This is a genomic window from Micromonospora sp. DH13, from assembly GCF_020873825.1.
GTDB lineage: Bacteria > Actinomycetota > Actinomycetes > Mycobacteriales > Micromonosporaceae > Micromonospora > Micromonospora haikouensis.
This window is the reverse complement of sequence record NZ_JAHWGR010000019.1, coordinates 77474-94487: the sequence shown is the minus strand read 5'-3', so window position 1 is coordinate 94487 and position 17014 is coordinate 77474. Positions and strand designations below refer to the sequence as shown.

The 17014-nt window shown below is 72.6% G+C and carries 13 protein-coding genes and 1 pseudogene; 8 read left to right on the top strand and 6 right to left on the bottom strand.

What is annotated here, in order from left to right; genetic code table 11:
• The first annotated feature begins 88 nt into the window (after window positions 1-88).
• From LPA42_RS19185 to LPA42_RS19170, 4 genes are all read left to right on the top strand, one after another.
• Window positions 89-478: a hypothetical protein gene (locus LPA42_RS19185; RefSeq protein ID WP_077939637.1), complete on the top strand. Its 390-nt coding sequence runs from the start codon at window positions 89-91 to the stop codon at window positions 476-478.
• Window positions 479-584: 106 nt separating this feature from the next.
• The gene (locus tag LPA42_RS19180; protein ID WP_077939636.1) at window positions 585-2048 is read left to right on the top strand and encodes a family 43 glycosylhydrolase; all 1464 of its coding nucleotides are present in this window, start codon (window positions 585-587) and stop codon (window positions 2046-2048) included.
• 113 nt (window positions 2049-2161) lie between these two features.
• Entirely contained in the window at window positions 2162-3532 is a 1371-nt protein-coding gene (locus LPA42_RS19175) for a PQQ-binding-like beta-propeller repeat protein (protein ID WP_158229485.1), read from the top strand.
• Window positions 3533-3813: 281 nt separating this feature from the next.
• Window positions 3814-4392 (top strand): hypothetical protein, encoded by a 579-nt coding sequence (locus LPA42_RS19170; protein WP_077939634.1) that lies wholly within the window; start codon window positions 3814-3816, stop codon window positions 4390-4392.
• A gap of 60 nt (window positions 4393-4452) precedes the next feature.
• Here LPA42_RS19170 and LPA42_RS19165 read toward each other — a convergent pair whose 3' ends face one another.
• From LPA42_RS19165 to LPA42_RS19150, 4 genes are all read right to left on the bottom strand, one after another.
• Window positions 4453-5682, bottom strand: a complete 1230-nt coding sequence (locus LPA42_RS19165) for an MFS transporter (RefSeq protein ID WP_077939633.1) — start codon at window positions 5680-5682, stop codon at window positions 4453-4455.
• A gap of 1 nt (window position 5683) precedes the next feature.
• On the bottom strand, window positions 5684-7054 hold the full coding sequence (locus tag LPA42_RS19160) for a condensation domain-containing protein (protein WP_158229484.1): 1371 nt from the start codon (window positions 7052-7054) through the stop codon (window positions 5684-5686).
• Entirely contained in the window at window positions 7051-9555 is a 2505-nt protein-coding gene (locus tag LPA42_RS19155) for a tetratricopeptide repeat protein (RefSeq protein WP_158229483.1), read from the bottom strand. Before LPA42_RS19155 ends, LPA42_RS19160 begins: the two co-directional genes overlap by 4 nt.
• A gap of 94 nt (window positions 9556-9649) precedes the next feature.
• Window positions 9650-9949 (bottom strand): hypothetical protein, encoded by a 300-nt coding sequence (locus LPA42_RS19150; protein ID WP_144082777.1) that lies wholly within the window; start codon window positions 9947-9949, stop codon window positions 9650-9652.
• 150 nt (window positions 9950-10099) lie between these two features.
• On the opposite strand from LPA42_RS19150, the gene LPA42_RS19145 reads away from it, so the two are divergent.
• Complete coding sequence (locus tag LPA42_RS19145; RefSeq protein ID WP_077939631.1) at window positions 10100-12262, top strand: sigma-70 family RNA polymerase sigma factor; 2163 nt, start codon at window positions 10100-10102, stop codon at window positions 12260-12262.
• A 79-nt stretch (window positions 12263-12341) separates the two neighbouring features.
• On the opposite strand, the gene LPA42_RS19140 is transcribed toward LPA42_RS19145, so the two are convergent.
• Window positions 12342-12677, bottom strand: a complete 336-nt coding sequence (locus LPA42_RS19140; RefSeq protein WP_144082776.1) for a hypothetical protein — start codon at window positions 12675-12677, stop codon at window positions 12342-12344.
• Window positions 12678-12863: 186 nt separating this feature from the next.
• Between LPA42_RS19140 and LPA42_RS19135 the strand changes: the two genes are divergently transcribed.
• The 3 genes from LPA42_RS19135 (at window position 12864) to LPA42_RS19125 (ending at window position 16293) form a co-directional block, all read left to right on the top strand.
• Window positions 12864-14354 carry an RICIN domain-containing protein gene (locus LPA42_RS19135; RefSeq protein ID WP_077939630.1) on the top strand — a complete coding sequence of 497 codons (1491 nt, stop codon included), beginning with the start codon at window positions 12864-12866 and terminating at the stop codon, window positions 14352-14354.
• 97 nt (window positions 14355-14451) lie between these two features.
• Window positions 14452-15930: a pectinesterase family protein gene (locus LPA42_RS19130; RefSeq protein ID WP_077939629.1), complete on the top strand. Its 1479-nt coding sequence runs from the start codon at window positions 14452-14454 to the stop codon at window positions 15928-15930.
• A 123-nt stretch (window positions 15931-16053) separates the two neighbouring features.
• Window positions 16054-16293, top strand: a complete 240-nt coding sequence (locus tag LPA42_RS19125) for a zinc-binding dehydrogenase (RefSeq protein ID WP_077939628.1) — start codon at window positions 16054-16056, stop codon at window positions 16291-16293.
• Between the two features lie 565 nt (window positions 16294-16858).
• Here the strand turns inward: LPA42_RS19125 and LPA42_RS19120 are convergent.
• Window positions 16859-16999 (bottom strand): annotated as a pseudogene (locus LPA42_RS19120) (IS256 family transposase); the annotation flags it as partial.
• Window positions 17000-17014 lie beyond the last annotated feature (15 nt).

The window sequence follows — 17014 nt, the reverse complement described above, 5'->3', positions numbered from 1 at the left end:
GGCGGCGCGATCCCACCTGCTTGACCACTCAACTTTTCGGCGATAACTTTGATGCCCATCGATTGATTTCTCTCGAAGCAGGTGGGCCATGCTGTGGAAATCCATCGCCGCCGCCGTGTCCGTCGCAGGCGTGCTGGCCACCGCCCCCGCCGCCGCGGCCGCCCCCTCCCAGATGTCGACCGAGGGCTGGGGGGCCGGGAACTGCCCGCAGGGCATGCTCTGCATCTGGCCGAACTGGAACCACCCGCCGGAGGGCCCCACGTCGACTCCGTCCCTGACGACCAACAGCGAGTGGTCCGGCAACGTCCCGGCGTTCAACTTCTACAACTACACCTCGAAGAAGGCCGAGATCACCTGGTCCTACACGTATCTCGGCACGCCCCTCACCGGCACGATCTGCGTTCTCCCGGGCGGCGACGGGGACCTGTACGTCCCCATGTACGTCACGAAGGTGACCTGGCAGCCGCGCAGCTGCTGATCCCGCCGGCGCGCGGGACCTTCCGCGTACGAGCCCGGCCCCCGCGTCTTGCTCGCGCGGGCGTCCGAGGCGACCCGGGCCCGTCGACCACTCGGAGGATGCCTCGATGACCAGGTGGAACTCGCTGCCGGGGGTGGCCCCGCGGCGGCAGGGACGGCGGGTCGGGTTGGCCATCGGCGCGGCGGCGGCGATGCTCGCGGGCACTGCGGTGTTCGGCCTGCCGTCGGCCTCGGCGGCGACGGTGGACACGTCGGCGTCGTACGTGTTCGTGAACCGGCACAGCGGCAAGGCGATGGACCTCTACGACTGGTCGACGGCGGAGAACGCGCCGGTGAACCAGTGGACGCGCAACGACCTCGCGGTGCAGCAGTGGCAGTTCGTCGACGCCGGTGACGGCTTCTTCAAGGTGCGCTCGCGGCACAGCGGGAAGGTGCTGGAGTTGCCGAACGCCGCCGACGGCACCCAGTTGGTGCAGACCACCGACCGGGGCTCCGCCACCCAGCAGTTCCGGTTGCAGGACTCCGCCGGCGGGTTCGTGCGGTTCGTCAACCGGCAGTCGAGCAAGGTGATCGACCTGTGGGAGTGGTCGACGGCCGACGGGGGCCGGTTGGCCGGATACTCCAACGTGGACGGCGCCAACCAGCAGTGGCAACTGGTGCGCCTGGCCGGCGGCACGCCGACCACGCCACCGGCCTACCCGCAGCCCGGCAGGGTCGCCGGGGACGTCGGCGTCCACGACCCGACCGTGGTCAAGCGGCCCGACGGCACCTACCTCGTCGCCCACACCGGGGACAACATCGCCCTGAAGACCTCGACGGACCGGATCACCTTCCGGAACGCTGGCACGGTCTTCCCCGGTGGCGCCCCCTGGACCACCACCTACACCGGCGGCGCACGCAATCTGTGGGCGCCGGACCTGTCGTACCGCAACGGCCGCTACTACCTCTACTACTCGGCGTCGACCTTCGGCTCCAACCACTCGGCCATCTTCCTGGCCACCAGCACCACCGGCGCGTCCGGAAGCTGGACCAACGAGGGTCTCGTCATCGAGTCGCGCACGTCGGACGACTTCAACGCGATCGACCCGAACCTCATCGTCGACGACCAGGGCCGCTGGTGGCTGAGCTTCGGTTCGTTCTGGTCCGGGATCAAGCTGATCCAGATCGACCCGGCCACCGGACGCCGCCTCGGCACGTCGATGCACAGCCTCGCCAGCTACGGTCCCGGCATCGAGGCGCCCGTCATGGTCAAGCGTGGCGCCTGGTATTACCTGTACGTCTCGTTCGACCGCTGCTGTCAGGGCGCCAGCAGCACCTACCGCGTCATGGTGGGCAGGTCGGCGAGCCCGACCGGGCCGTTCGTCGACCGGGCCGGACGCGCCATGCTCTCGGGTGGGGGCACCGAGATCCTCGCCTCGCACGGCAGCATCCATGGCCCCGGCCACCAGGCGATCCTCGGCGACAGCGACGGCGACTGCCTGTTCTACCACTACTACGCCGACAACGGCGTCTCGCTGCTCGGCATCAACCGCCTCGGCTACGACGCGGCGGCCTGGCCCTACGTGTACTGACACGGCAGCCGCGCCACCCTGACTGACCGGTTGGTCGCACCACCGACGGGCCGGGCGCGAGGGTGCCGGCGGGTCCTACGGTGGGCGCGGACCGCCGACCGAGGGAGAGACCGTTGTCGCCGTCGCACCGCCCAGCCCGTTGGAGTGCCGCCGCCCTCGCCCTGGGCCTGGTCGCGGGGCTCCTCGGCTGCACCGCGCCCCGGGCCGAGCGGACGGATCGGCCATCCGTGCGGGTCGAGCAGACCCAGGAGAGCCTGCGGCAGAGGGTCACGGCGCCCGCCGAGGGCCCGCCGCCCGCCTGGTCGGTGCCGCTCCGGCGGCTCGACCAGGAGCTGGGCGAGATCGGTCCGGTGATCCTGGTCCCCGACTCGAGGGAGCTGCGGGCCGTGGACCGCGCCACCGGCCAGGAGCGGTGGCGTCATCCGTTCACCACGGGCTACCAGTACGTGATCGCCGGTGAGTCGATCGTGGCCGCCGACAGCGACGACGGCGGCATGGAGGCGCTCGACGCGGCCACCGGCGTCACCCGGTGGCGGACGGCGGGGAGCCAGGACGTCGTCGTCCACGAGCAGACCGTCTTCGCCAGGGAGTGCGCCGGCACCGGCGATTCCGCGACGTGCACGATCGTCGGCCGGGACGTGCCGAGCGGTCGCCAGCTCTGGGAACGGCCCGCCGACCGGTTCGCCAGGGTGAGCGACGTGACCCTCGGTGCCCGCACGCCGTATGCGCCGGCCAGCGGCCGGTACGTCGCGGTGCGGCTGAGCACGTCCCCCCGGTCGGCCACCTACGCTCCGGTCGCGCCCACCACCGGTCGGGTCGGCGCCGGTCGGCTGCCGAACCGGGCCTGGTACGGCTTCGTGGCCGGGGACCTGCTGGTGACCACCGACAACGACCCTGCGCGGGGTGAACGGCGTTGCACGGTCAGCATCGCCACCGTCGACGCGGCCACCGGCGACAAGGGCTGGTCCGGCGTGGTCTTCAGCGGACGCAAGGAGGACGGCGAGTGCGGCAAGCGGTTGGCCCACCACCACAGCGGGCTGACCCTGATCGGGGCCGGCACCCGGCTCGTCGCGGTCACCGCCGACGGGCGGCCGCAACTGGTCGACCTGCGCACCGGTCGGACGGTCTGGAAGGGCGCCGCCGTCGGGGTGCCGATCGACGGTGACCACCAGTCGGTGCTGGTGCGGGGCAACGCCGAGGCGGGTGAGCTGGCGTTGCTGGACCTGTCCACCGGCGTGACCCGCTGGACGGCGCCGGATCCGCTGCTGTCGGGCGCGTCGGCGAGCTGGCGGTCGGCGGTGACCGAGGGGCTGGTGGCGGTGAGCGCGGCGGAGGACGACCGGCCGATCGTGCTCGTGTACGAGGCTCGCACCGGCCGTCAGCTCGGCCGTTATCCGGGGTGGCTCGCCGGAGCCGGAGCGGACTGGGTCGCGGTCAGCCACACCGGTCCCGACGGCCTCGCGGTGGACCTGCGCGCCTTCTGACCGATCACCGGCACCGCCCAGCGAGCCCACACCGACGCCCGTCGATATTGCCAGAGCCGATCCAGACGTGTTGGAATAGCTCATATCGCCGCAGCGCGGGGGCAACCGCGCTGAGCACGGCCAGCACGGGAGCAGCGCAGTGCCGGCAGGACGCCGCTTCGGCGGACGCTCGCCTGCCACCTCGCCGGGCCATCGCCCCGATGGAGGGCCCATACCGGGCGGACGCTCCCGCCCGCCACACATGTCCCCGGGCAGGACCAGCGACGAGGTGAGAAGCGATCATGGTTTCCCGAGACAGGTTCGCGGGGTGGTATCGCCACCGCCTGGTGTGGGTGGCGGTGATCCTGCTGGCGGTGGCGGCCGGCGTGGTCGTCCTCAACCGGGCCGTCGGCCAGGAGGCGGAGCCGGCGGATCTGCAGGCGCAGATCGTGGCGCGGATGCGCACCACGCTCGAACAGGCGGACCCGGGGCAGCACAACCACGCCGGACACACCGCCCAACAGGGAGCCACCGAGGAGAAGCCGCCGGTGATCTGCGGGGTCCGCGTCTACGGCTACGAGCCGGCCGAGGCCACGACGCTCGCCGACGTCCAGAAGGTCTACGGCTTCCACCTCTGCGGAATCGCCGAGCAGAAGCGTCCCTGGGACGTCGCGGTCAAGCTGGCCGGGCCCTTGATCATGGACATGTCCACCGACCCCCTGGGCATCCAGGTCGTCGAGGCGACAGAGGGCGTCAGGTTCATCGACCGGCTGCGGCAGATGTTCCCGGCCAAGTACGCGACGTTGGCGCAGGAGGAGGCGCTGGGCGCCAAGGAGATGGCCGACCTGCGCCGCCGGTACGACACCGCAGCTGGGCTGTGACCACACCGGGCGCGGATCGTCAGGGTGGGGCGTCCGCCCCCGGCTCCCGCGATCGGCTGCCTACCCGGGCTGCCGGTCGGCCGGGACGCCCAGGCGCAGCAGCGGCAGGCAGGACAGCAACAGGCCGACCGCTCCCACCCACAGGGCCACCCGGGCGTCGGCGGCGGCCCCCAGCACGGTGCCCAGCAGCGCGCCCAGCGGCATCGCCCCGCCGAGCAGGAACCGCATGGTGGCGTTCATCCGGCCGAGCAGTTCGGGCGGGCACAGCCGCTGACGCAGGCTGACCTGGGCCACGTTCGAGGCCGTCGCGCCCGCCCACAGCAGCAGGTAGCCGCCCGCCGCCAACCAGATCCGGCCGGCGCTGTCGATCAGGGGGGTGAGCAGCGCGAACGGCGCGGTGACGAGGAGGCAGAGCCAGGCCGATCGATACTTCCCGAGCCGCTGGGCCAGGCGGCGGGCCACCACCGCGCCGAGGATCCCGCCGGCCCCGCCCGCGCTGAAGTACGCGCTGGCCGCCGCCGGGGACGCGCCCAGCTCGCTGACCAGTCGCACCGGCACCATCGTCTGCAACACCAGGGCGAACATGTTGTACGCGCCGCCGGCCAGCGCCAGCACGCGCAGCACCGGGTGGCGCAGCACGTACGCCACGCCCTCCCGGATCTGCCCGGCGAGCGGAGACCGGCCGGGGGTGGCCGGCCGCAGGTCGGCCGCGCGGATCCGGGCCAGGTACGCGGCGGACCCGGCGAACCCCGCCGCGATGAGCAGGACGGCGGGTCCGGTGCCGGCCAGCTCGACGGCCAGTCCCGCCAGCGCGGGGCCCGCGACCTGCGCCACCGCGAGGGTGGTGCTCAGCCGGGCGTTGCCCTCGACCAGTTCCTCGGGCCGCACCACCCGCGGGAGGTAACTCTGGTGGGCGACGTCGAAGAACACCGTGAGCACCCCGACGCCGAGGACGACGACGTACAACTGGCCGAGCGCCACCCCGCCCGGCGCCGCCGGCACGGCCAGCGAGGCGACGAGCGCGGCCCGTCCCAGGTCGGTGCCGATGAGCAGCCGCCGCTGCCGCACCCGGTCGACGACCGCGCCGGCGGGCAGGCCGACGACCAGGAACGCGACCGTGCCCAGCGTGCCGACCAGACCCACCTGCCACGCGGAGGCGTGCATCGGGCCGACCGCCACCAACGGCAGCGCCACCAGGGCCATCCGGGCGCCGAACTGGCTCGCGACCGCCCCGAGCCACAGGGACCGGAAGTCGTGCTGCCGGAGCAGCCCGCCACGGTGGTGCGCCACGTCAGGTCGGCGCGGCCGTGGCCGGGGCGTCGGCCGCCCGCAGCCACGTCGCCCGCAGCAGGTCGGCGGCCCGGTCGGCGTCGATGTCGGGCCGCTCCGCGAGCAGTTCGAAGAACCAGACCAGAGCCGCGCCCACCGGCTCCGCGGCCGGCAGCACCTCGGGGTCGTGGTGGACGGTCAGCTCGGGCCGCTCGGCCGACCACGTGACCGCCAGGTGCAACGCGTTGTGGGCGGGGAACCCGCGCCGGCCGGCGGGCGGGCGCACGGCGCCGCGCAACAGGCGGCCCGCCGGGCCGATCGTGGCGGAGCCGAGCGGGTGGGTGCGCTCCGCCGCCACCACGTTGAGCACGAGGCGACGCCGTTCGCGCAGGGCCTCGATGCCACCGAAGTCGGTCAGCCACTGGCCGAGCAGGGGCGGCGCGGCGGCGTTGGCAGCGGCGAGGCCACGGACCCAGCCGGCGAGCGAGGGGGCCGCGACGTCGTCCGGCGGCACGCTCACCACCGCCTCGTGCAGCGCGCCGGGAACCTCCAGGCTCTCCCGCGTCCACCGGCCGCCCCGCGCGTACAGCACCGGGACGTGCGTCTCGGCCCAGAGCCCCAGCAGGAACGACAGGGCCGCCAGGAGCAGGCCGGAGCCCGTCGCGCCGGTGAGCTGCCGGCCCCGCCGGATGGCGCCTGCGGTGTCGTCGCCCAGCCGCATCGGCCAGGCGGCGGTCGCGGTGGTGTCCCGCCACGGCTTCCAGCGCCCGCCGGGGAAGGCGACGGCGGGGACCTCCCGGTTCATCGCCTCCGCCCAGAACTCCCGGGACGCCGCCCGCCGCGGATCGGCAGCGGCGTCGGCCGCGTGCGCGAAGAACGAGGGCAGTGGCGGCAGTGTGCGCTGCGGATTCTCGTACGCCGCCGCCGCGCGGCGCACGAACCGGGTGTGCGTCGCGTGATCGGCGAAGCCGTGGTCCACCACGAGGGCGAGCGCGTGGTCGTCCGGCGCCAGCCGCACCAGGCAGGCGCCGGCCAGCGGATCGCGGCGCAGGTCGATGGGCGCGTACACCACGCCGCCGAGCACCGCACCGGCCGCCTCCAGCCGCCGCTCCGCCGGAACGTCGGCACAGTCGACCGTGGTCACCGGGAACGGCTGCTCGGCCGCGTACACCAGCTCGGGGCCCGGGGCGAACCGGGCCCGCCACACGTCGTTGCCGGCCGCGACGGCCCGCAGGGCGGCGGCCAGGCGGGGCACGTCCACCACGCCCCGGACGTGCCACAGCGTCCAGGCCCGGGGCATCGGGTTGTGCCGGGGCAGGCCGGCCTCGTCGGTGTCGCTCAGCAGCAGCAGTTCGCGCTGTGCCCCGTAGGGCGGCACCCCCAACCGACTCACCCCTGGAACGCGGGCAGCTGTGACCATGCCGGTTGGCCCGCGGCCCAGGCCGCCAGCACTCCCCCGTCGTCGGGCAGCCGGCCGTGCAGGTGCAGGTCGCGCAGCCGGCGCAGCGGCGTCACCCCGGTCGGCCAGTGCGCGAGCGACCGGCGGTAGCACTCGGCGGCCAGGTCGGCCCGGCCCAGCTGCTCGTGGACCTGGCCGGCGTTGAACCAGGAGATGCGGCCGTACGGGAACTGCAGGTGCGCGGCCCGCAGGTACGCGTCGAGCGCGCCGCCGACGTCGCCGGCCTGGTATCGCAGCTCCCCCGCGGTGAGCCAGGTCTTCGGGTCGATCGGGTCGATCCGCTCCGCCAGCTCGTCCACCAGGGCCAGCGCGGTGTCGCGTTCGCCGAGGTACGTGTGGGTGCGCACGGCGGTCTCCACGGCCGGGAAGTAGTTGTCGGCGGCGATGACCCGGGTGTGCGCGTCGTGCCCGGTCAGCTCCCGGGCGATGCCGAGCCACCGGTCCATGTCCGCGCGCAGCAGGTCCCGGTCGCCGGTGAGGAACGGCAGGAACCCCATGGCCCGGAACCATCTGCTGGTCATGATCGCGGCGTCGAACTCCGACACCTCGGGCAGTGCCGTGTACCGGGCCAGGTCCTCCGCGCCGAGCTTGCGCCAGCGGGCAATGGTCTCGGGCTCCCGACGCCGGGCCGCGTTGACCGTGGCGTTGATGGTGGTGACCACCCTCGTACGGGCGTACCGGACGTCGTCGCCGAGCTGGTCGTACAACGTGCGGAAGTGCGGCTCCAGCTCGGCCGCGTGCCCCGTGGTGAGCATCTGCTCGGCGAAGATCCAGCTGGCCAGAGCGTACGCGCCCACGGGGTCGCGCACCGGCACGTCCGGCCCGGGGAGGATCCGCTCGGCCTCGGCGTGGAAGCCCACGGCGGACAGCAGCCGGCCCAGCAGCGCCCGGTCCAGCAGCGGCAGGTCCGCCGGGTTGGCCAGCCGCTCCCGCAGCTCGGGTGGGCAGCCGTCGGGCGCCGCCAGCCAGGTGCGGTAGTCGGCCGAGGCGCCGCCGGAGGCATACCCGTACACCGCGGCCGTCGCCTGCATCTCGTCGCGGAACATGGCGGCCGTCGCCCGCTGCGGGTGGATCTCCCGGAACCACGGCTCGCGACGCTCGAGCACGGCGGCGTAGGACATCAGTGGCGTGTGGATGGCGACCGGCGGGGTGTCGACCGGGTCGAGGATCTCGCTCGGACTCAGGTCGAGAAACGGCCGGTAGCGTTCGAGTGGGAGCGGACGCGCCCCCGCCGCCGGCTCCGGCACTGCACCCGCCGGCTCCCGCACCGCACCCGCCCACCGCACCGTGTCGGCGCAGACCGTGCCACCCAACGAGGGGCGCCGCGCCACGAGAACCGCCAACCGGTCCCGCTCCTCGCGGCTATCCGAGGTGAGCAGATCGGCCAGCGCCCCCACCAGCTCGCCGGGGTCGGCTGGCGCAGTGGGACCGCCGGGGTCTGCTGGAGGGGTCGGCCCGCTGTCCTCGACGGCCGGGTTGGGGGCCACCAGGTCGAGCAGTCCGGCCAGCGCCGCGGTCCGCTCCGCCAGCCCGGTCCGGGCCGCCACCCGGTAGTGGATGCGGGCCGCCTCCCGGTCGCCCGCCGCGCGGGCCGCGTCCGCCGCGAGGAGCCGGGTCGCCGCGCCGGTCGGGTCGAGGTCGAGGGCGGCGTCGGCGAACTCCCGCGCCGGCCCGGCGTCGGTCGCGCCGGCCCCGTTCAGGGCGGCGCGGGCGGCGGCCCGCAGCAACGCCAGCGCGGCGTCGCGCGCAAGGAAGTCGCCCCGGTCCGTCGACAGGTCGCGGACGGCGGCGCGGACCCTGTCGGCCTCGGGCACCGGCTCGCCCGGGCAGCGCAGCCGCACGGCGAGGATCCGGGCCCGGGCGACCACGCCGAGCCGGTCGCCGGCCAGGCCGACGGCCAGGGACTCCGCCACGGCGAGCGCCTCGGCGGCCGGCTGCCCGCCCGTCGCGGCCTGCCCGGCCCGGGCCAGTGCGGTGGCGAGGCGGACCGGCAGGCCCGCCGACTCGGGCGGCACCGGGGGAAGCGGTTGCCGGCCGTCCTCGGCGAGCAGGAGATCCCGCCAGGCGCGCACCGGGGACGGCACGTCACCACCGAGGCGCCGCAGTAGTTGCGTGGCGTCCTCCCGGCGGCCCAGCGCGCGCATCAGTCGGGCCGCCCACAGGAGACCGGCGGGGTCGTCCGCTTCGAGCCGCTCCCGGACCTCGGGCGGCGCGACGAGGGTGTCCATCGCGTCGAGCAGACCGGAGCGACGCATCGTGCGGCGCAGGCCGGCGGGCGGCGAGTGTGCGGGCAACCAGCCGCACGGGTCGGACCGGCCGGCACAGAACAGTGCCGTCTCGGCGACCAGGGCCGGCGGGACCGCGGGATCGGCGGTCAGGTCGATGAGCGGACGCAGCGGCAACGCCGCCGGATCCCGCCAGGCGATGTCGGCCATTGCATTCCTCCCGCCCCGGACGGTTGGTGCGGTGCCGGAGGGCGGACACGCGACGATGGCACAGCCGGCGCCCGCCCGGTTGGTGACCGGCGGGTCAGTTGATGACGGCGTTGATCAGACCGACGGCGGATCCTTCGAGGTCCTCGTAACGCTCCATGCTCGACACCTCCTCCCGATCGGGCGAGGAAGACGGGCGATGACGGCCCCTGATCCCGCCATCCTCACCCGGCCAGCGATGACAGTCAATCGGTTGCGGGTGGTCGGCGCGGGTTCCCCCCGCCCCCCGGCCGACCGGAGCTGACGGTCCCGGCGGGGCTGTGCCGCCGGTGCCAGCGGTCCGCGGCGGCAGCCGACGGTTGACCGCAGCGGTGGACCGGGCGACGATCTTCGCCACGTGCCGAACCCGGACGAGGGTGCCGCCTGGCGGTCCCGAAACGTTCGGCTGACACCGACGCGCGAGGCCGCCGGGCGGGTGTGCAGGGACGCCACCCGCCGCCTCGCCGGGTTCCGCGCAGAGTTCCGATCCTCGGCACCAGGAGTTGTCATGGCCCAGCACCGTCCCGACCAGCGTCCCGTGGATTCGCGGAACGGGACCGGGCTGGTCCTGGCGGCCCGGGCCGGCGACCGGGCGGCGCTCGCCGAGTTGACGACGAGGTCGCTGCCGACCGTCTACCACCTCGTCAGGGGCATCCTGGGCGACCGCGCCGAGGTCGACGACGTGGTGCAGGACTGCATGATCCGCATGGTCCGGGGCCTGCCGGACCTGCGTGAGCCCGACCGCTTCCGCGCCTGGCTCACCATCATCGCCTACCGCCAGGTGAGCGACGAGCTGCGGCGGCGACCGATGCCGCGGGATCCGTTCGTCGAGCCGGACCAGCTTCCCGACGCCGGTGACGTCGCCGAACGCACCGTGTTCGAGGCGCTGCTCAGCGGGCAGCGCCGCGAGCTGGTCGAGGCATCCCGCTGGCTGGCACCCGACGACCAGCACCTGCTCGCGTCGTGGTGGCAGGAGGCCCTCGGCGACCTGAGCCGGGCGGGCCTGGCCGACATGCTGGGGATCGGCGAGCCGCACCTGGCGGTACGGCTGCAGCGCATGCGCGGCCGGTTGGAGTCCGCCAGGGCGATCGAGGCCGCGCTGCGGCAGCGCTCGGGCTGTGCGGAGCTGTCGGCCCTGAGCCGGACATGGACCGGCGAACGCTCCCCCGTGTGGCGCAAGAGGTTCGACAGGCACGTCCGTGACTGCGTCCGCTGCGCAGCCCACCGGGCGGAGCTGATCCCACCGGAGCGGCTGCTCCACGGCCTGTCCGTCGTGCCGGTGCCGGCGGCGCTCGTCGCGGCGGTCCGGGCCGCCGTCGAGGCGGAGCCGGGGCTGCCGGCCCACGGGCCGGCGCCGCAGCTCACGTCGCACAAACTGGCCCTGGCGGGGACCGCGGCGGCGGCGCTGGTCCTCGGGGCCATCGCGTACGCGGTCCACGTGACGCCCGACCCCGGCCCGGTGCCCGCCGTGGCCGCCCCGGCCGCCCCGTCACCGGCAGGCGCCCCGCCGTCCCGGGCGTCGGGCAGCCCGTCCCCGACCGTACGGGCGAGTTCGGCCGCACCGGGGCCCGCGCCGGTGACCGGCGTGACCGTCGCGGACATCTTCGTCGCGCCCGACGGCGACGACGCCGCCGACGGCAGCCGGCAGCGGCCGTTCGCGACGCTGAACCGGGCGGTCGAGGTGGTCCGGCCCGGCCAGACCATCGCCCTGCGCGGCGGCGTCCACCGGCTCACCCGGCCGGTGGAGATCGACACCGACGGCACCCGCGCGCAACAGATCGTCCTGAGCGGGTACTCCGGCGAGCACGCGATCCTGGATGCGGCCGGCGTGCCCTCCGGCAAGCAGGCGGTGACCCAGCGCACCAGCTTCTGGACCGTCCAGGATCTGGAGGTACGCGGCTCCCGCAGCCACGCGTGGACCTGCAACTCCTGTCGGTTCACCACGTTCCGACGGCTGTCCGTGCACGACAACCACCGCTCGGGCCTGACCCTCAGGGACCCGGGGACGACCGGCAACCAGGTGCTCGACAGCGACTTCTACCGCAACTACGACCCCCGCGCCGCCGGTAGCGCCGGCATCGGGCTGGGCGTCAAGTTCGGCGACGGCGGTGGCAACGTGGTCCGGGGCAACCGGGCCTTCCACAACGCCGACGACGGCTTCGACTTCGGCGCCTTCCGCAGCCCGATCACGATCGAGGACAACTGGTCCTACGGCAACGGCCAGAACCGGTGGAACGCCGAGGGCTGGTCCAGCAACGGTTTCGGCTTCTCCCTCGGCGGCGGTGAGACCACGCCGTCGGCGGCGCACCGGGTACGGAACAACGCCGCCTGGGACAATCGCGGCGACGGCTTCGGTGCCGAAGCCAACACGGGCCGACTCTCCCTGGCCGACAACACCGCCTATCGCAACGGCGGAGACGGATTCGATCTCAGCGGCGGCCGGGGCACGGCCGTCGACAACCTCTCCGCCGCCAACGGACAACAACCGGCCCGGATCGGCCCGGACGTCTCCGGCGAAGGAAACTCCTGGGACCGTGGCGAGTGGCGCGACTCGTCCCTACGCTCGGTCGATCCGGCGGTGGCGGAAGGGCGACGCGCCCCCGACGGCGGACTGCCCCGCACCTCGTTCCTGAGCACCAGGGAAGGCATCGGCGCCGACCTGACCGGCTGACCGGTGGGCAACCGAACTGCGTAGGCGGCACGGCACACCCGGGCGGCGGCGTGCAGAGCGCGGTCTTCCGGTCCAGTTGTCAGCTACCCGGGTAGCTGCGTCGCGCCATGGAAAAACGCTGCGACGCGTGACGGGAAAGCAGATAACACAAACCGGAGAAGATTTTCGAATGGCGCTGTTCGCGCAGGTCGGGGCAGCTCACGAGCAGGCAGTTTCCCGAATCCTGAACCAGCGCCGAAATCGACACCGAGGATTTACCGAACCGACACGTGGTGCCGCTTGTCGACATGTGTTTAGCTGTTCGGGCACGCGCCGGAGCCGGCAGCGTCACCCGTCCCCGGGATGGGTGCAGGCAAGACCCACCCTGGTCGCCGTTCGCATGGGCAGCGAACAACGACACCAGGGCAACGGGCACCGTTGAATGCCACCTTTCGTCGGCACACACCGGTGTCCCGCATGCCCAGAAATCGACTCCTCGGCCGTATCCGGCGGGGCCATGCCGGCTGCCATCTTCGTGGCGGAGGCATGGACACCGGGCACCCCGCCAGGCCGGACGGTCGAACTCGGCGATCCCGATTCACGGCCAATGAGAAGGAAGAGAATGTCCAGAACCAGATTCTCCGGGCGACGCATCGCCATCGCTTCGTCAGCCGCCGCCGCGGCGCTGGCGGCACCCGCGGCGATCGTCGCCCTGGTGACGCCGGCGGGTGCGGCGGTGGCCCCGGTCAACGGCGGGACGTACACCCTGGCCAGCGGTTCCAGCGGGAAGTGCGTGGTGGTGACCGGCGCCGGCACCGACAACGGGGCCAGACTGGCCCAGGTGCAGTGCGACAGCACGGCGGCCGACCAGCAGTTCCGGGCGGTGTCGCAGAACGGCGCCTACGGCCTGGTCAACGTCAACAGCGGCAAGTGCGTCGACGCACCCAACTTCTCCACCACCCCCGGCGAACAACTCTGGCAGTGGACCTGCGGAACCAGCACCAACCAGACCTGGACCCTCAGCCCCTCCACCGTCGCCGACCGCTACCTGATCCGCAGCAACCACAACAACCTCTGCGCATCCAACAAGGACGGCTCCACCGCAGGCAACAACCCCATCATCCAGGAACCCTGCTCCGACACCGCCCGAATGCAGTGGCGATTCAACCCGACGGGCAGCACCCCCACCACCCCACCCACCACGACCCCGCCGAGCAGCGTGCCGTACTCGAACTCGCCGGACGGGTTCGCCGGCGCGGCCGGCACCACCGGCGGTGCGGGCGGCACCACGGTCACCGTGACCAACCAGGCCGACCTGGAGAGGTACGCCAGCTCCAGCGCGGCGTACGTCATCCGGGTCAACGCGGCGATCGCCGTGAGCCCGTACGGCAAGGAGATCCCGATCAGGTCGAACAAGACGATCATCGGCGTGGGCCGGAACGGCCAGATCGTCAACGGCGGGTTCCACCTCAGCGAGGGCACCAGCAACGTGATCATCCGGAACCTGACCATCCGCGACACCCGGGTGGCCTCGGACGACCCGGACGACAAGGACTTCGACTACGACGGCATCCAGATGGACACCGCGAACAAGATCTGGATCGACCACAACCAGATCGTGCGGATGAACGACGGCCTCATCGACAGCCGTAAGGACACCACGAACCTGACCGTGTCGTGGAACGTCATCGCCGAGGGCAACAAGGCGTTCGGCATCGGCTGGACCACCAACGTCACCGCCCGAATGACCATCCACCACAACTGGATCCACGACAACAACGTGCGCAACCCGAGCACCGACAACGTGGCGTACGCGCACTTCTACAACAACTACATGCAGAACATCCGCGGCTACGGCAACTACTCGCGCGGCTACACCAAGATGGTGATCGAGAACAGCTACTACGAGAACGTCAAGGACCCGTACTACCGGGACGACAACGCACAGCTGCGCCAGACCGGCAGCATCTGCGTCAGCTGCACCGGGCAGCGGGAGACCGGCGGCTCCGCGTTCACCCCGTCGAGCTTCTACTCGTACACCCTGCACCCGGCGTCCGAGGTGCCCAGCATGCTCCGGACGTACGCCGGGCCGCAGGCGGCCATCGGCCAGTAGCGGCAACGGCCGGCGTGGGGCCGGCAGCGGTCCACGGCACCGGCCGGCCCCACGCCCCACCCCCTCAGCCATACCGCGAAGATATCGAGGATCAAGAATGTTGAAGAGTTCACTTCCGGGACGCCAGCTGGGCGTCCTGTCCACGATCGCCGCCACGGCCGTCGCCGTCCCGGTCGCCGTCGTGGCGCTCGTCGACCCCGCCGGCGCCGCCGCCCCGGTCGCCGGTGGTACCTACACCCTGGCCAGCGGTTCCAGCGGGAAGTGCGTGGTGGTGACCGGCGCCGGTGCGGACAACGGCGTGCGGCTCGTCCAGGTGGCCTGTGACCCGACCGCGTCCTCGCAGCAGTTCCGGGCGGTGTCGCAGAACGGCGCCTACGGCCTGGTCAACGTCAACAGCGGCAAGTGCGTCGACGCACCCAACTTCTCCACCACCCCCGGCGAACAACTCTGGCAGTGGACCTGCGGAACCAGCACCAACCAGACCTGGACCCTCAGCCCCTCCACCGTCGCCGACCGCTACCTGATCCGCAGCAACCACAACAACCTCTGCGCATCCAACAAGGACGGCTCCACCGCAGGCAACAACCCCATCATCCAGGAACCCTGCTCCGACACCGCCCGAATGCAGTGGCGATTCAACCCGACGGGCAGCACCCCCACCACCCCACCCACCACGACCCCGCCGTCGAGTGGCACACCGACGGTCGCCTCGGACGGCAGCGGCACGTACCGCACCGTCCAGGAGGCGATCGACGCGGTGCCGGCGAACAACACGACCCGCCGGGTGATCACGATCAAACCGGGCACCTACCGGCAGGTGGTGCGGGTGCCGTCGAACAAACCCCACATCACCCTGCAGGGCCTCGGCTCGTCCCCGTCGAACACCACGATCGTCTACAACAACTCCGCCCACACCAGCGGCACCTCCGGCAGCGCCAGCATGTTCGTCGACGGTGCGAACTTCGTCGCGGAGAACCTGACCATCTCCAACGACTACGACGAGAACACCTACGAGACCGGCGACCAGGCCGTCGCCCTGCACCTCAACGCCGACCGGGCGGTGCTGCGCAACGTGCGGCTCCTCGGCGACCAGGACACCTTCCTGGTCAACGACCGCACCCGCGCCTACGTGGTCAGCTCCTACGTCGAGGGCACCACCGACTTCATCTTCGGCGGCGGCACCATCGTCTTCAACGCCAGCACGATCCACGAGAAGCGCTCCACCGGCGGCACCATCACCGCCGCCAGCACCGACGCCGCCAAGACCTACGGCTTCCTGTTCTACCGGTCCACCATCACCGGCGCCGGCAGCAACAACACCAACCTCGGCCGCCCCTGGCGCCAGGGCGCCCAGGTGCTCTACCGCGAGTCCACGCTCAGCAACACGATCAAGAACGCCCAGCCCTGGACCAACATGGGCGACGCCACCTGGCAGAACGCCCGCTTCCTCGAATACCGCAACACCGGCTCGGGCGCGGCCGTGAACAGCAACCGCCCCCAGCTCAGCGACTCGCAGGCCGCCACCTACACGCCGCAGAGGTACCTGGCCGGCACCGACGGCTGGAACCCGATGTGACGTGCCGGTCCGACGCCGCGTACCACGGCGTCTGATCTCGTCGCCACCCGCCGCCTGAGCGGCGCGGACGGCCCGGTGTGGCCGCCGGGATCTCCTGGCAGCCACACCGGGACCTCCGCGCTGATGACGGGCCCCGGGACGGTGCTGTCGGCCGCCGACGACACCGTGCGCGAACTGGGCGGCGAGTTCCTGCCCCGCCGCCTCGACCGGGCGTCGCTGGAGACCGTCGCCGCGCTGATGGTGGACGGCACCGTCGACCCGCACGTCACGCGCGTGTTCGCCTTCGAGCAGAGCGCGGAGGCGGTAGCGGCCGTGGAGACCGGTCACGCTGCCGGAAAGCTGGTGCTCACGGTCTCCGCCTGACCCCAGCCCGGCGCCGTCCGTGCCCGGGGTGCGGCAGGCAGTCGCACCCCGGCAGGGACCGCCGACACCTGGTGTCCGACGGCAACGAGCCCGGTCACCGCGTACGTCGTCACGGGATCGGTGAGTCTCGGCGGAAAGTCGACTGCTACCTCGGGTCGTCGGTCTGCCATGGGTGGAGGAACTGCTCTGGCTGCAGGTTCCATGCTTCGAGGGCCGCGACGAGTTGGGCTTCGCCGGTGACGGTGGTGGCGCGGACGAGGATAGCGCCGACGTCGTGGTCGAAGCCGGCGATCTGGTTGGCGTCGTAGTCCCAGTGCTCCAGGGTGAAGGTGCGGTCAGGGTCGGATCTGGTCCAGCCTTGCCGTCGGGCGTCGGCGTCAGCGGCGGTCGTGACGGGGCGTATGTCGACGAACCCTCGTCGAGCGGGTCCGGCAGCGGTTACCTCGGTGACCAAACGCCGGTCCAGGCGCAGCGCGTTCAGTTTGTCGGTAGGCCACTGCGGCCGGCCGCCACCGGTGGTCATGCTGCGGCCGGCCCCGACGAGGTGGTAGTTGATGAACGTGACACCAGCACGGACCAGGGCGACGCGGTGGGGAGCGTTGACCGCCCGCCACCGGTCCTGGGCAGCCTTGACGAGCTTGAACAGCACCGCCGGGTCAGCTGCCCGGCCGCCTGGCCCAGTCGTGACGCGGGCGCGCTGCCGGACGATAGGGAACACCTT